Source organism: Clostridium sp. YIM B02555 (genome assembly GCF_022320955.1).
GTDB classification, from domain to species: Bacteria; Bacillota; Clostridia; order Clostridiales; family Clostridiaceae; genus Clostridium; species Clostridium saccharoperbutylacetonicum.
The window spans coordinates 33,241-49,331 of sequence record NZ_JAKJJY010000023.1 but is presented as its reverse complement, the minus strand read 5'-3'; the positions used below and the strand labels follow the sequence as shown (position 1 = coordinate 49,331).

Annotated in this window: 14 protein-coding genes; all 14 read right to left on the bottom strand. The window is 29.7% G+C overall.

What is annotated here, in order from left to right:
* Positions 1 to 218: 218 nt before the first annotated feature.
* The 14 genes from L3B98_RS23510 to L3B98_RS23445 all read right to left on the bottom strand — a co-directional run bounded on the left by L3B98_RS23510 (position 219) and on the right by L3B98_RS23445 (position 16,087).
* Positions 219 to 1,439 (bottom strand): PucR family transcriptional regulator, encoded by a 1,221-nt coding sequence (locus tag L3B98_RS23510; protein WP_238918450.1) that lies wholly within the window; start codon positions 1,437 to 1,439, stop codon positions 219 to 221.
* A gap of 180 nt (positions 1,440 to 1,619) precedes the next feature.
* Positions 1,620 to 2,327, bottom strand: coding sequence for an amino acid ABC transporter permease (locus tag L3B98_RS23505; protein ID WP_077365757.1), 708 nt, complete (start codon positions 2,325 to 2,327; stop codon positions 1,620 to 1,622).
* Between the two features lie 55 nt (positions 2,328 to 2,382).
* The gene (locus L3B98_RS23500; protein ID WP_238918449.1) at positions 2,383 to 3,267 is read right to left on the bottom strand and encodes an ABC transporter substrate-binding protein; all 885 of its coding nucleotides are present in this window, start codon (positions 3,265 to 3,267) and stop codon (positions 2,383 to 2,385) included.
* A 66-nt stretch (positions 3,268 to 3,333) separates the two neighbouring features.
* Positions 3,334 to 4,059, bottom strand: coding sequence for an amino acid ABC transporter ATP-binding protein (locus tag L3B98_RS23495; RefSeq protein WP_015394700.1), 726 nt, complete (start codon positions 4,057 to 4,059; stop codon positions 3,334 to 3,336).
* A 339-nt stretch (positions 4,060 to 4,398) separates the two neighbouring features.
* Positions 4,399 to 5,529 carry an iron-containing alcohol dehydrogenase gene (locus L3B98_RS23490; RefSeq protein WP_238918448.1) on the bottom strand — a complete coding sequence of 377 codons (1,131 nt, stop codon included), beginning with the start codon at positions 5,527 to 5,529 and terminating at the stop codon, positions 4,399 to 4,401.
* 254 nt (positions 5,530 to 5,783) lie between these two features.
* Positions 5,784 to 6,719 (bottom strand): cysteine synthase A, encoded by a 936-nt coding sequence (gene cysK / locus L3B98_RS23485; protein ID WP_238918447.1) that lies wholly within the window; start codon positions 6,717 to 6,719, stop codon positions 5,784 to 5,786.
* Between the two features lie 1,033 nt (positions 6,720 to 7,752).
* Complete coding sequence (locus tag L3B98_RS23480; RefSeq protein WP_238918446.1) at positions 7,753 to 8,274, bottom strand: nitroreductase; 522 nt, start codon at positions 8,272 to 8,274, stop codon at positions 7,753 to 7,755.
* Between the two features lie 202 nt (positions 8,275 to 8,476).
* Positions 8,477 to 8,899, bottom strand: a complete 423-nt coding sequence (locus L3B98_RS23475) for a bacteriohemerythrin (protein ID WP_238918445.1) — start codon at positions 8,897 to 8,899, stop codon at positions 8,477 to 8,479.
* Positions 8,900 to 9,029: 130 nt separating this feature from the next.
* Entirely contained in the window at positions 9,030 to 10,052 is a 1,023-nt protein-coding gene (gene splB / locus L3B98_RS23470) for a spore photoproduct lyase (protein ID WP_238918487.1), read from the bottom strand.
* Positions 10,053 to 10,160: 108 nt separating this feature from the next.
* Positions 10,161 to 10,676: a hypothetical protein gene (locus tag L3B98_RS23465; protein WP_238918444.1), complete on the bottom strand. Its 516-nt coding sequence runs from the start codon at positions 10,674 to 10,676 to the stop codon at positions 10,161 to 10,163.
* 34 nt (positions 10,677 to 10,710) lie between these two features.
* Positions 10,711 to 11,853 carry a carboxynorspermidine decarboxylase gene (gene nspC / locus L3B98_RS23460; RefSeq protein WP_238918443.1) on the bottom strand — a complete coding sequence of 381 codons (1,143 nt, stop codon included), beginning with the start codon at positions 11,851 to 11,853 and terminating at the stop codon, positions 10,711 to 10,713.
* 385 nt (positions 11,854 to 12,238) lie between these two features.
* Positions 12,239 to 13,441, bottom strand: coding sequence for a saccharopine dehydrogenase family protein (locus tag L3B98_RS23455; protein WP_015394708.1), 1,203 nt, complete (start codon positions 13,439 to 13,441; stop codon positions 12,239 to 12,241).
* A 168-nt stretch (positions 13,442 to 13,609) separates the two neighbouring features.
* Complete coding sequence (speE, locus tag L3B98_RS23450) at positions 13,610 to 14,464, bottom strand: polyamine aminopropyltransferase (RefSeq protein ID WP_015394709.1); 855 nt, start codon at positions 14,462 to 14,464, stop codon at positions 13,610 to 13,612.
* A gap of 156 nt (positions 14,465 to 14,620) precedes the next feature.
* Complete coding sequence (locus L3B98_RS23445) at positions 14,621 to 16,087, bottom strand: aminotransferase class I/II-fold pyridoxal phosphate-dependent enzyme (protein WP_015394710.1); 1,467 nt, start codon at positions 16,085 to 16,087, stop codon at positions 14,621 to 14,623.
* Positions 16,088 to 16,091 lie beyond the last annotated feature (4 nt).

Genomic DNA, 16,091 nt, shown 5'->3' with positions numbered 1-16,091 from the left:
TCTTTTTATTTAATTATCCAATATTGATAGTTAAATTATAATATATATAAGTTATAACTATTATTGTACATCTCACTCCAATAAATTCAAAAAACTTAGCTATTAATTTACAATTTAATATTAATAATTAGCAATTAGAATATAACTATTATATAAAATTCTGTATTTATTTTATATGTCTACAAACTATAATAAAATTGTCCACTGTATCCATAACCTTACTTTTTTAATACTTTGCTAACATATAATGCTATTTTCACTTTAGTACATTCATTAAAATTATGCAAATCACAATTCAATAATTCTTCTATCTTTTTTATTTTATATTTAAGGGTATTTCTATGTAAAAATAATTTTTCGGCTGTAACTGTGATATTGCAGTTTTCATTTAGATAAGTTTCCAAAATTTCAATCAAATTATTATCTTTATTCTCACTATTTATAATTGGTCCCAAAATTTCAGTAAAATAATTTTCTAATACAGTTCTGTTGTTAATACTAAACAAAAGACCATAAATTCCTATATCTTTATATCTTGTAACTGTATCATCTAACCCTTGACATTTTGCGCTATCAATAGCTAGTTCCGCTTCATTTAATGATTGCTTCATCATTTTTAAATCTTTATATGAATTACCAATTCCAACACTTACAGAAAGATTATCCATACGCTTTTTTATTATTTCTTGTATTTCTTTTAAAGCTTTATCTAATCTATTCATGCAATTTTCTTCTGATCTAATAAAAAAAATAACTGCATCATCTTTGTCAATTATTGGAACTTTAAGTGCATGCTTTTCCAAAATATCTTGTACTATTTTTCTAAAGGTAATCTTAATTTTAGATATACTCATTTCATCTTCTAATTTTTTGAACTTTAAATATCTTTCAAAGCCATCAATATCAACAACACAAATACAACATTCACCAGCTAAATTATATCCAAAATATGCTGCCTTTTGTATTGCATCTCCTTCAATTTCTCCATCACCAAATAAAATATTACTCAAAAAATGAGTAAGCGAGTTTTCTTCTATACGCGACAAAACTATTGCATTGCTAATCTCTCTTGAAACTTCTACCAACTTAACTTCCCATGGCAATGTAAATAATGGTATTTCAAGTTTATCTGCAAGCTTAATAGCTTCTTCAGGAATGCTTTTAATATATGGGCCTATATTTACAATTAATCCAGCTCCATTCTTTTCATGTATTCCCTTAATTAAATCTAATAATCTTTGAACATTATCTTTTATTCCTACACCTGTAATAAATATAATTTCTCCACCTTGAAGCCACTTAATTCCTTCTAATGGATCTTCAAAACATTCTGCTACGTAAATCCATTCAATACACTTTTCTAATCCAGCCTCCCCACTAACTAGTTCTACTTTTTGTAATGAATCTAATTTAAATATATCCTTTACTGAAATTGACATGTCATCCACCCTTGCCCTTTTATTATTAAAAATATCACTATTGCTTATAATATTTTTATCACATATTAATGCATAAAAAAAGGGTAATTTATAATATTCTTAAATATAAAATAAAAACCACACCATTATTGCCTTTATTTTAATGTAAGCAAAAGATGTAGTCTTTAATAATTTAAGGACCTAACTGAATTTTAGCATTTTCTTTTCTACTAATTTTACTAATTGAGATAGTGGCAAACTCAATATTAAATAAAAAACAGCTAAAATTGTATATGATTCAATGGTCAAGAACGATTGAGATGCATAACTTTGAGTTCTTAACAACAATTCACTAACTGATACATATGCAAGTAATGAAGTATCCTTCAACATCATAACCAAGTAATTTCCAAATACAGGTATTACATTTCTTAATGCTTGAGGTATTATTATTCTAAATAAAGCTTGATTATTTGTAAGTCCTAATGCCAATGCTGCTTCATTTTGCCCACCATCAATTGATACGATTGATGATCGAATAACTTCTGATATATAACAACCATAATTAATTCCAAGGCCTACTATTCCAGCAACTAACGAACTTATTTTAAATTGATATCCAGGATTCCAAAATTGTACAATCATTGATACTAAAAGTGGTACTACATAATACATATATACTAATTGAACTAACAAAGGCGTTCCTCGAATAAATTCTAAAAATACTACTAAGATTCCTCTTAATACTTTAAATCTGCTAATACGTCCAATTGCAATAAGTAATCCTAAAACTATTGCTAAAAAAAATCCAAATACTGTTGCTTCCACAACAATCCAAAGTCCATCCCCTAAGGAAGGTACCAAATATTTAAAAGCGGTGTCAAAATCTAAATTAGATAAAATATCCATATATACTTCCTCCTTTTCTAAAAAAGAATCCTTTTGGATTCTTTTTTAGATTTTATTATTTATCTGAAGTTTTACCATCTTCTATTGATACAAAATAATCTTCATTCATTCCATACTTCTTAAGAAGTTTAAGAATAGTTCCATCTTTTTTCATTTCATCAAGTTTTTCATTTACAGCATCTGCTAAAGCAGTGTCATTTTTTCTAACTGCTGCTGCTATCATTCCAGATGCCTCTGCCTTATATGGTGATAAAATCTTCAAATTAAGGCTACTATCCTGAGATAAAGTATAGCCGGCAACCATTCCATCTGTGATACAAGCATCAACTTTTCCAGTATTAACAGCTAGCATTAATTCAGATTGACTTGCAAAGATTTTAACATCTTTAACCAAACCATCTTTTTGCCACTTTTGAGCTGTTTCTAAGAAGGCTGTTCCTTTTTGTCCTCCTAATGTTGCATTTTTCAAATCATCTTTGCTTGTAATTTTAGAATCTTTAGGAATAACTATTGCTTCTCCTTCTTTGTACCATATATTTGTAAATTTAGCTAATCTCTTACGTTCATCCTTAACATACATTCCATCTGTTACCATATCTACTGAATTATTATTTAGTTCAACCAATAAATTCTCAAATGGTATTTGCTTCATTTCAACTTTATTTATTCCAAGTCTTTTAGCAATTTCAGTTATTATTTCTGCATCAATTCCAGTAAATTCATTACTCTTAGCATCTATAAACGCAAATGGTGCATCATTTGATGAAGCAACCGTCAATACTCCTTTTTCCTTTGCCGCTGCTAAAGTATCCTTTCCCTTACTACTATCTGCTGCCCCTGAATTACTAGCATTTCCTCCTGATCCACATCCTGCCATTAATCCAATACACCCTATAACAACTACCGTCAATATCACTAATTTTCTCCACAATTTCTTCATATTAATTTCCCCTTTTCATAATTATTTTTGCTTATTTTGCTATATTAATTAAATTTAATATTCTATTTAATTGAGAACTCTAGATAAAAATTCTTTTGTTCTCTCATTTTTAGGATTTGTAAAAATCTCTTTAGGTGATCCTTCTTCAACTATATAACCTTTATCCATAAAAATTACTCTATCAGATACATCTCTAGCAAATCCCATTTCGTGTGTAACAACTACCATAGTCATACCATCCTTTGCTAACTGCTTCATAACATCTAATACATCTCCAACTAATTCTGGATCTAGAGCGGATGTTGGTTCATCAAACAAAAGCATCTTAGGCTCCATCGCTAGTGCTCTTGCTATAGCAACACGTTGTTGTTGTCCTCCTGACAAAGTCTTCGGATACACATCTGCCTTTTCTTTCAAGCCAACCTTTCCTAAAAGTTCTAATGCTTTTTCTTCTGCTTCTTTTCTATTTTTCTTTTTAGTGAGTACTGGTGCTAGCATAACATTTTGAACCACAGTATGTAGTGGAAATAAATTATACTTTTGAAACACCATTCCTACTTCTTCTCTAAGAGTTCTGCTATCTGTATTTTTCTCCATAATACTTTTACCGTTATAATACATTTCTCCACCTGTTGGAACTTCAAATAAATTTAAACACCTTAAGAATGTACTTTTTCCGGATCCAGAAGGTCCTATAATACATACAACTTCGCCTTCTTTTATATCTACACTTATATTCTTCAATACTTCAAGATTTCCGTATTTTTTTGATAATTCGCAAACTTTATACATATTCTCAACTCCTGTTTTCTTATAATATAAAAAGACGCACTGTTTTAATTTCAGTGCGCCTTTGCATTCAATATAAATTATTTTCTTGTTTTTGTTAAAATAATATTATCACGATATTTTTATAATTTCTATACTCATAAGTAACATTTTTTATGTGCAGTGTGCACAACATTTAATTTTAATTTATTCCTCACCATTGATTTTCAAAACTAAGCTGCGTTTCACTAAATAATCTTTGCTACTTTTAAGAATTAATTTGCTTGTATGTATATTATCACATTAATATTTATCCGTCTATTATCATTTATAACAATATTTTAGTGCAATGTGCACAACCTTTTAAAGTGCATTAATGTAAATATCTTTAATCTCTTCTAAGTTAAATTCTTTAGGATTATTTGCTATACTTGGTTTTGATACTTTCATACAGTTTTCTGACATCCAATCAATATCACTTTTTTTAACTCCAAGTTCACCTAATGTCACTTTAAGATTAATTTTTTCAAGGAATTTTCTTATAGCCTCAGCACAATCTTTTGCATCTGTTCCTCCTAGAAGCCTTGATATATCACTATATTTTTGCACATTACTTTCCCATGATTTTTCAATAATTACAGGAGTAAGTGCTGCAAGACCTTTTCCATGAACAATATCATACAATCCACTTGCTGGATGTTCAAGACCATGTGGTGCTGCAACCCCTGCTACCCCAATAACCATACCTCCTAAAGTACTAGCTAATGTTACTTGTTCCCAAGCATCCATATCAGCAGGGTCATTATATACTCTAATTAAGTTATCAGCTAATAATTTTATTCCATAAAAAGCTTTCATATCTGTTAATGGTTGTCCTATTTTTGATACATAAGCTTCCATATTATGTGCTAATGCATCAAAACCAACAGATGCAAGTATACTCTTTGGCATTGTTGTCATTAATTCTGGATCAATAATCGATGCTTTTGCAATTATTACATTGGTCCTAAGAGACTTTTTATCCTTTGTTTCCGGATTAGTAAGAACAGAAAAACAATTTCCTTCACTACCAGTCCCACAAGTTGTTGGTACTAAAACTATTGGTAATGCTTCATTTCCTTGCTTTATTCCAAATATGTATTCTGAAATATCTCCAGAATTCTTAGCTGAAAATGCTATACTCTTTGCAGCATCCATAATACTTCCGCCACCAAGACCTAAAATAACATCACAACCTGTTTCTCTTAAGACCTCTACACCTTCATATACAGTTGTAGTCAATGGATTTTGCTCAACTTTATCAAAAATTTCATATTCAACTTTTGCGTCTTTCAATAAAGTTATGACTTTATCAAGTAATCCACTTTTTTTTGTACTGCTTCTTCCAGTTACAATAAGCGCCTTCTTCCCATATTTAGATACTTCTGTTCCTATTTCATTGCTTCTTCCCCTTCCAAACAAAAGATTTACTGGTAAATTATAATCAAAATTCATTTCTGACTCCTCCTAAAAATAACTTAATAAATATCACTCGATTATTACATTTACTTAAATAAATGCAAAAATGCCTCTATTTTAAAAATAAAGACACCTTCGTCAAAATAATGATATCATAAGAAAAATATATATTCCATGATTCTTGCTAACAATTTTTTAGTGCACCTCGAACAAATTTTACAAAAAGATATATATATAAATTAAAAGAAGGCATCTCAGCCTTCTACCAATTATCACTTTTATTATTAAATTTATTTATCTTCAAATAGTGCAGTAGATAAATAACGTTCCCCTGTATCAGGTAGTAATACAACTATTGTCTTTCCAGCATTTTCTGGAAGTTTTGCTAATTCAGTTGATGCATAAATTGCTGCTCCTGACGAAATTCCTACAAGCAGCCCTTCTGTCTTTGATAATTCTCTAGCGGCACTAAATGCTTCTTCTGTTTTAATCTTTATTATTTCATCATAAATTTTTGTATTTAATACATCTGGAACAAAACCTGCACCAATTCCTTGTATTTTATGTGGACCTGATTTCCCTTCTGATAATACTGGTGAATCAGCTGGCTCTACAGCCACTATTTTAACATTTGGATTCTTAGATTTTAAATATTCTCCAACTCCTGTAACTGTTCCACCTGTTCCGACACCTGCTACAAATATATCTACTTTTCCATCAGTATCTTCCCAAATTTCTGGTCCAGTAGTGTTTCTATGAACTTCTGGATTAGCCGGATTTATAAATTGACCTGGAATGAATGAATTTGGAGTTTCAGCTGCTAACTCATCAGCTTTTGCAATTGCGCCTTTCATTCCTTTAGCACCTTCTGTTAATACTATTTCTGCACCATAAGCCTTTATAAGACTACGTCTTTCAACACTCATAGTCTCTGGCATTACAATTATAACTTTATAACCTTTAGCAGTTCCTACAGATGCAATTCCGATTCCTGTATTCCCACTAGTTGGTTCAATTATAACTGAGCCCGGTTTTAATAAGCCTTTGTTTTCAGCATCCTCAATCATAGCCTTTGCAATTCTATCTTTAACACTACCTGCTGGATTAAAATATTCTAATTTCGCAACTACAGTAGCTTTTAAATCCTTACCTTTACTATAATTAGCCACTTCCAATAATGGTGTTCTTCCAACTAACTCTGCAAGATTTTTATATATTTTTGACATTACACTCACTCCTTATTATCTTTCTTAGAATTCTTATCTATTTACTATGTTATAAGTATATTCCTATGTTATTACCTAGTCAATACTTTTTTCCATAATTCTTATTAAAATTGTAGGAATTATTCATTTCATCATTCAATTAATTAATTTTAATTATGACAAATATGTTCTAATTATAAATTAACAGCAAAACTCCAATGAAATATTTAAAATAATGAGCTATGAAATATTCACAAGAAAAAGCTCCTAAATTTATATTCTCATTAATGCTCAAGTCTTATTTAATTTGAACAATAATTAAAATATTATACATAAAAAAATCGCAGGCGACTGTGGAGCTGGAGATTTTTAATATTAAGTTCCGTATTGTGCTTCGCACTCTTTTTATAGGTGCGCATCTGCCTTTTCGAACGTATGTGAGAAAAATATGCACATTAGAAATGGCAGCTATGCTGCATATAAGAACATTTTATTAGAAAAGGCAGCTATGCTACATATGAGAACATTTTATGCAGGCGAATATGATTTATTTTTTATTCTTTTTTTATACCCAACTCACTTAAATAGCCCTTTTCATATATTATCCACAGATTTTACTGCATTATAAATTCAAAAAGAATAAAAAATAACAAGCCTCTATGGAATTTATCCAACTACTGACTTGCTATTTCCAGTATCTAAATTATTATATAGATATCCAATTTAATAATCAAACTTATAAATGGAATATACATACATCATTGAGAAATTATAATCGTAACACTACACTAGAAATTAGATACATTTTTGTGCAAGCGGCATATGAAATTAAGCTGTGATGGTTATTAGTGGAAGGTTGTTCCATTTTCTGCTTGTCATAAATTTACTTTAGGAACATGCAGAAATGGGTGCATCCTTCCACTTAGAACCCATCCAGCGAAAATTTCATAAGTCCGCTGTAATAAATATCTATCTAATTTCGGTAATTGTTGCATAAATTTAATTCTCGCTTTGGATATCTATAGTTATTTGAATTTATCTAATACTTTTCAAACTATTTTACAAATTTAACCACTCCAGCTTTTCTTTCATGAACTGCTGGCACATTAGCAGGATATCCTATAGCTGCTATTCCCCATACAATATGATTTTCTGGTATATCAAAACTATTTAACACTTTTCTTACTTCTTCCTCATCACAAATGGTCTTTAATTGATTAATCCAACACGACCCTATTTTTAGTGAATTTGCCATTAAGAATATATTTTCTAATGCACATGCACAATCTGCAAGTCCATTTGTATTATCTTTATCATTAGACAAAATAATTAAAGTTGGAGGCGCATAAAAATTATATCCAGCATCTCTGCCTAAAGCTTCTCTAACTACTTTTGCAAGTAATTCTATTTTTTCTTTGTTTTGAACAACAGTAAATTGCCAGCTTTGCTTATTCATTCCACTTGGTGCATATATCCCTGCTTTTAGAATTAATTCTAACTCACCATCTTTTATTTGATCTTCCTTAAAAGCTCTCACGCTTCTTCTTGTTAATATGTTTTCTAAAACTTCATTCATAGTAGCATCTCCTTGTAATAAATGATTTAATAAGTACATTATACCATTTTATAATTCAATTAGTTATATTATCATTATATTAAGTATTATTTACTAATTTTTTCAAAAAAGTCAAATACCTCATTGTTAACTTTTTTGAAAAAAATTTATAAGATAAATGTTAAAAAGTATAAATAAAAAAAGAGCCTATCTATAGGCTCAATTATGCTACCTTTAGTTTTTTAAGAAATACTGCATATTCCTTATCAGCTCCCATGATGTGCTCACTAATCCATTTAGATAGAAAATCTATTATTTCTAATACAACTTTCCTTTGATTTTCATCAATATCTTCTCTTGATGCTACTTCCTTTATTTTATAAACATAAAATCCATGTTCTTCCTCTTGATTATGAATATGTTCATAATTATATTGTTTTAACATATTTTCTTCATATTCAAAGTGATATTTTGTATATTCCAAAAGCTCATCAAGGATTGTCATTATCTCATCATATCTATCATATCCATCATCTATTACTGCAATATCATAAGCTTTTTTTCCTATTTCCATTAGCTTTCTATGCTGCTTATCTATTTCCTCTATGTTTAAATTATATTCATCTTTCCATTGAAATGCTGCCATTTCTTACATCCCCTTTATTTAATAATTATTATTACCAAATAAATTATATCACTTTAAAAAATAATTGCAACATTATTCTAATTTATGAAATATATATATATCACTTAATAGAACTCACTCTTTACTAATTTTATATAATATATTTTACTTCTTTTTCTTCAAACAATTCATCAATTTCTTTCATAAAAAATTGCTTTATATCATCTATACTCTCCTTTGGATACACATATTTTCCATATCCAAATTGTCCATATTTAAATTTTCGCTCGTCTTCTTTCATTGGAAGTTCACTTTTAGGGAAAGCTTGAAGTATAATATTCTTTGCTGTAGTAGTATAACGATGAGATATTATTTCAAAAGTTACCGGGGCCTTTAAATCCTTTGGAAGTTCCTTACTCAGTTTTAATAATAAATCATGATATTCTTCTTTCCAATTATCATAAATAAAAACAGGCGCAATTAAAAATCCTATTGGATATCCTGCTTTAGCTGCCTTAATACTAGCCTCTATTCTCAAATCTCTAGATGCTGTAGCATGCTCATATTTATCTATTATTGAAGAAGTATTAATACTAAATCTTATTTCTGTATGACAATTGTGTTCTAACTCTAATAATGAATCTATATCGTTGTATTTTGTAACAAACCTAAATCTAGCATTCTTATTTTTTCCAAAAAATATTATGGCCCTTTCTATAGAGTGAGTATATGGTTCCACTGGTATAGGATCAGAGGTTGCAGCACCTTCAAATATAGTTATATCAGGTAATCTTTCTTCAATATATTTCTGAGCTTGGTTAAGAATATCCTCTACATTAACATGAACTTTTATAAAAGGTTTATCTCCTAGCTTTGTATTTAAATAGCAATATTCACATTGTCCAATGCACCCTGATATTAGTGGAAGTTGATAATGCGCTGATGGCTTACAGGATTGAAATTTTAAACTTTTTTTAGTTCCTACTACTAAAGTCTTTTTTCCTTCCCTATATTGAGAATAAAAATCTTCTCCTGGAATATGCTGTTTCAATTTGTTTGATGTTAAACTTATAATCTCTATTTGCTCTTCTTTTTTTAATTTATCGTATATATTTCTTCCTGTTTCATAATTTAATGCATCTTTTTCAAATATAATTCTTTTAGGTATAAACATAATTTCTACCAATAAAACTGCCATAAGGCTGATTTATTTCTCCTCTCCTAATTTATAGGATTATTATTTGCAAAAACTTATAATGTCTATACCATATTTTTATTGAAATTACTTAATATTATTTTTTAGTTTATAATTTTCAACTCTATTTCTAAGCTTTTGAACTTCTGGCTTTCTATCTATTGTAATTTCTGAATTATTATAAATCTTATAAATAACCGGAACCGGTATGCCCTCTTTTAATAGTTCTAGCTCCTCTTCTCTAATAACAGTTGTTACCTCTCCATAAAATGAATTTTCATGCTCATCTAAAACATCAAATTCAAATTTAACTTCAGGTAGTTTTCTTACATAATTTCCTGTTTTGCTTACATTTTTAATAAGCCCAACACTTTTTATTCCACTTGCAATAGCTTTTCTATATCTCAACTCTCTTAAAGCAACTGTAAAAGCAATAGCCATTAAAGGAACAATTAAAACTAATGCTGGAACTAATAAAGGTAATGCCGTTTCAATACCATCTTTGGACATTTGTAATAAAAAATTTTGTGAAATTGTAAAAAAGCTAAACCCAATACATATTATTAGTATTCCAATTAGTAAATAATTTTTATTTTGTTTCATATCTATTTTCCCTCTTTATGCTTCCTAATAATGCTTAAGATAATCGAGTTTTAAAATCTTCATATCCAAATTGTCTTATTACCTCAAGGCCTTTTTCTTCACTATATTTTACAATAGCAGGAAGATTAACTCCATTAAAGGTATTATTTTTAACCATAGAATATATGGCCATATCACAGAATACAAGCTTATCTCCTGGTTTTAATGGTTCTTTAAATGAATAATCTCCAATAATATCTCCAGCGAGACAAGTTGGTCCACCAAATCTATAAGTATATTCATATTCATTTGGCTTACCTGCTCCTATAATATTAGGTCTATACGGCATTGCAAGCACATCAGGCATGTGACATTCTGCTGAAGTATCTAGTATTGCTATATCCATTCCATTTTTAGTTGTATCTAAAACGGTTGATATTAGAAAGCCTGTGTTTAATGCAATGGCTTCACCTGGTTCTAGATATACTTGTACTCCATATTTATCTTTTATAAAATTAATAGATTTTATTAATGTATCTAAATCATAGTCTTCTCTAGTAATATGGTGTCCTCCACCAAAATTTATCCACTTCATCTTTTTAATATACTTACCAAACTTTTCATCAACAACTTTTATTGTACGTTCAAGAGTATCAGAATTTTGCTCACACATTGTATGAAAATGTAATCCATCTATTCCTTCTAGTTCATCTTCTTCAAAGTTATCTAAGGTAACTCCCATTCTTGAATTTGCAAAACATGGATTATATATATCAGTTTCTATTTCAGAGTATTCTGGATTAATACGAATACCACATTCTATTTTTTTTCCTTCAAAATTTTTAACTTTACTTCTAAATTTTTTCCATTGATTAAAAGAATTAAAGATTATGTGATCAGAATATTTCATTATTTCTTCAAATTCATCATCTCTATATGCAGGTGAATAAATATGTACTTCTTTTCCCATTTCCTCATATCCAAGTCTAGCTTCATGCAAAGAACTTGAAGTAACACCTTTTAAGTACTTTCCGATTAATGGGAAAGTTGAATACATAGAATATGCCTTAGTTGCAAGTATAATATTACAGCCTGTTTTATCCTGAACATAGTTTAAAGTTTCTAAATTCTTTTTAAGAAGTCTTTCATCAACCAAATAACATGGTGAAGGTAATTTACTTATATCTATATCTCTCATTTATTTTTATCTCCTCTAATAAAATCAATTTTCAATTGTCAACGATCAATCATCTATTTTTAATAATATGTAAGATTCACCATTCCAAATTTACTAATAAGTATTGACCATTTACTATTGATCATTCATTCTCATTTTTAATAAAAATCTACTTTCTTAGAAAGTATTTAAATAAAGCAATAAAAAACAAAAAAGTGGCCGAGCCACTCTTTTATTTTTTATTTAGTGCCCCTTATGGGTACCATGTAATAACTTAAAAATTAAAATAATTAAAAATGTAATTTTTTATTACTTTAACTTTAGAAAAGCCATAAGGCTTTTCCTCCTAAACTGTACACTGTAAATTGCCCACAGGGTACCCTAAAAGACATAAACTGTAACCTGCCTACTCAACAAGTGTTGGATCAAAACTTTCTTTCCATGGCAATCCCCATTTGTTTAATTCTTCCATAAATGGATCCGGATCGAATTCTTCAACATTATATACTCCTGGCTTCTTCCATAAGCCTTTCATTACTAAGCTCGCACCAATCATTGCTGGAACTCCAGTTGTATATGAAATTGCTTGTGAACCAACTTCTTTATAACATTCTTCATGATCACATACATTGTAAACATAGTAAGTCTTATCTTTTCCATCTTTCTTACCTTGGAAAATACATCCTATGTTAGTCTTACCTTTTGTTCTTGGTCCAAGTGATGCTGGATCTGGTAAAACTGCCTTTAAAAATTGTAATGGAACTATTTGTTTCCCTTCAAATTCAATTGGTTCAATTGAAGTCATACCAACATTTTCAAGCACATTTAAATGTGTTATATATTTTTGTGAGAAAGTCATCCAGAATCTTATTCTCTTAATTCCTTTGATGTTTAACCCTAGAGATTCTAATTCTTCATGATGGAGTAAGTACATATCTTTTGGTCCTATTTCAGGGAAATCATAAACTCTCTTTATTTCAAGAGGTTCTGTTTCTATCCATTTTCCTTCTTCCCAATAGCTTCCTGGAGCAGTTATTTCACGAATATTGATTTCAGGATTAAAGTTAGTTGCAAATGGATATCCATGATCTCCAGCATTTGCATCTAATATATCTATGTAATTTATTTCATCAAAATAATGTTTTTGAGCATAAGCACTAAATACTCCTGTAACCCCTGGATCAAATCCAGTTCCAAGTAATGCAGTTATTCCTGCTTTTTCAAACTTTTCTCTATATGCCCATTGCCATTTGTATTCAAATTTAGCTGTATCAAGTGGTTCATAGTTAGCTGTATCTACATAATGAACCTTCGTTTCTAAACAAGCATCCATAATTGTTAAATCTTGATATGGAAGTGCAAGATTTATAACAACCTCTGGCTTAAATTCATTTATTAATGCTACTAATTCTGGTACATTATCAGCATCTACCTTAGCTGTTTGTATCTTAGTTTTAGTTTTTCCTTCCAACGATGCTTTTATAGCATCACATTTTGATAAAGTTCTGCTTGCTATACATATTTCTTCAAACACCTCTGAATTTTGACAACATTTGTGGATAGCTACGCTAGCAACACCACCAGCACCAATAATTAAAGCTCTTCCCATACTAATTCCTCCTGTTTCTTTAATAATTATTTATCTTTAATTGAATACACAATTAAATTATTCTTTATCACAATTCTTTTTTAGAATAAATAGCATATAATAATCATGAACAAATATCAACTGCCAATTAACATTAATCGAAAATTGATTATTGAGCATTGTTACCGATTATTCTGTAAGTCCTCGCAACATTTCTTTAACATAATTAGGTAAAGCAAAACATCCAACATGAAGCTCAGTGTTATAGTATTTAGTTTTTATATTTAATTTATTCCATGCTTCAGCATTTAAATCCCTTATAGGATGATATTTTTTTGAAGCAAATCCAAATAACCAATGACCTGATGGATATGTTGGAATGTGTAGTTGATAAACTTTTATAATAGGGAATACTCCTACTATTTTTTCATGAGCGTCTTTCATTGCTCTTGCATCATTATCATAATATGGACTTTCATGTTGATTAACTAATATTCCATCTTCCTTCAATGCTTTAAAACAATTTCCGTAAAATTCTTTAGTAAATAATCCTTCACCAGGTCCAAAAGGATCTGTAGAGTCTACAATTATTAAATCATATTCATTTTCTTTATTACGAACGAACTTCAAGCCATCTTCATAAACTATATTAACTCTTGGATCATCTAGTTTACATGCTGTTTGTGGAAAATATTCCTTACATATATCAACAACTCTTTTGTCTATTTCAACCATATCAATTTTTTCAATTGTATCATATTTTGCAAGTTCTCTTATAGTACCACCATCTCCAGCACCTATAACCAATATCTTCTTTGCATTAAGATTTGTTGCCATTGCAACATGAACTATCATCTCATGATAAATGAATTCATCTTTTTCAGTTATCATCATTAATCCATCTAAAGTAAAAAATTTTCCAAATTCTTTAGCTTCCAGTACATCTATTCTTTGAAATTCAGTTTGCTCTGTGTGTAATTCCTTTTCAACTTTAATTGAAAATCTTACATTTTCAGTATGTTGTTCTGTATACCATAATTCCATAATTAACCCCGCTTTCCCAGTTAAGAGTTATGAGTTATGAGTTATGAGTTAAGAACTTTAATCTTCCGCAGAAAATTCGAGGTATCTAAATATTTCAACTTGATGCCTCGAAATTTTCTTTAGAATTTCAACCTTAACTTTGTTACTCGCTTACTGTTAGCTGTTAACTGAATTAATAACTATATTAATATTCTCTATTTTCGGATCTGCTGTTCCTGTTAAGAAACATCCTTTTTCTTTTGCATAGCTTATATAATCTAGAATTTCTTGAGTTATTTTTTCCCCTGGAGCAAGAATTGGAATACCAGGAGGATAACACATTACAAATTCAGCACATATTTTCCCTTGACTTTCATTCATTGGCATTGATAACTTTTCAGAATAAAAGGCTTCTTGAGGAGTAAGTATTACTTCAGGATTTATATACTCATGATCAAACATTCCTGCTTTATCCCTTGAATGCAGCCTTTTAATCTCTGATAGAGAAGATATTAATCTTTCAATTGCCAAACTTCTATCACCTACAGAGATAATGGCTAAAATATTTGCTATATCTCCAAATTCTATTTGTATACCATATTCATCTCTCAAAAGATCATATACTTCAATTCCTGCAAGTCCTATATCTCTAGTAAATATAGATAACTTAGTTACATCAAAATCATAAACTGCATCTCCATCAATTAATTCTTTTGAGAAAGCATAATAGCCATCTATCTTATTTATTTCACTTCTTGCATATTCTGCTATATCAACTACTTTATGAAAAATTTCATTTCCATGCAATACCAAATCTCTTCTTGCTAAATCCAATGAAGACATTAAGAGATATGATGCACTTGTAGTTTGAGTTAAATTTATTATTTGACGAACATATCCAACATTTAAATCACAATTTAAAAGTAAAAATGAACTTTGAGTTAAAGACCCTCCAGTTTTATGCATACTGATTGCAGCCATATCTGCACCTGCTTCAACTGCTGATACTGGCATATTTTCTCCAAAATAAAAATGAGTTCCATGAGCTTCATCTACCAAAACATACATTCCATTTTCATGAGCAATTTTAGTAATTTCTTTTAAATTAGAACATATCCCATAATAAGTTGGATTGTTTACTAAAACTGCTTTTGCATCTGGATTTTCTTTAATAGCTCTTTTTACGTCATCAATTGACATTCCAAGTGGAATTCCAAGCTTTTTATTTGTACCCGGATTTATATAAACCGGAATGGCGCCACTAATTATTAATGCATTAATAGCACTTCTATGGACATTTCTCGGCATTATTATTTTTTCACCTTTTTTACAGACACTCATGACCATAGCTTGAACTGCCGAACTTGTTCCATTTATCATAAAAAATGCATGCTTTGCACCAAACGCATCAGCTGCAAGTTCTTCTGCTTCCTTTATGACTGATACCGGGTGACAAAGATTATCAAGTGGTTTCATAGAATTTACATCAACAGAGAGACATTGTTCGCCTAAAAATTCCCTAAGCATAGCATTACCTCTGCCTTGCTTATGTCCTGGCACGTCAAATGGAACCACCCTAGCCTTCCTATATGCTTCTAAAGCTTCATAAATTGGAGCTTTTGAGTGATATTCTTTATTTTTCATCTTA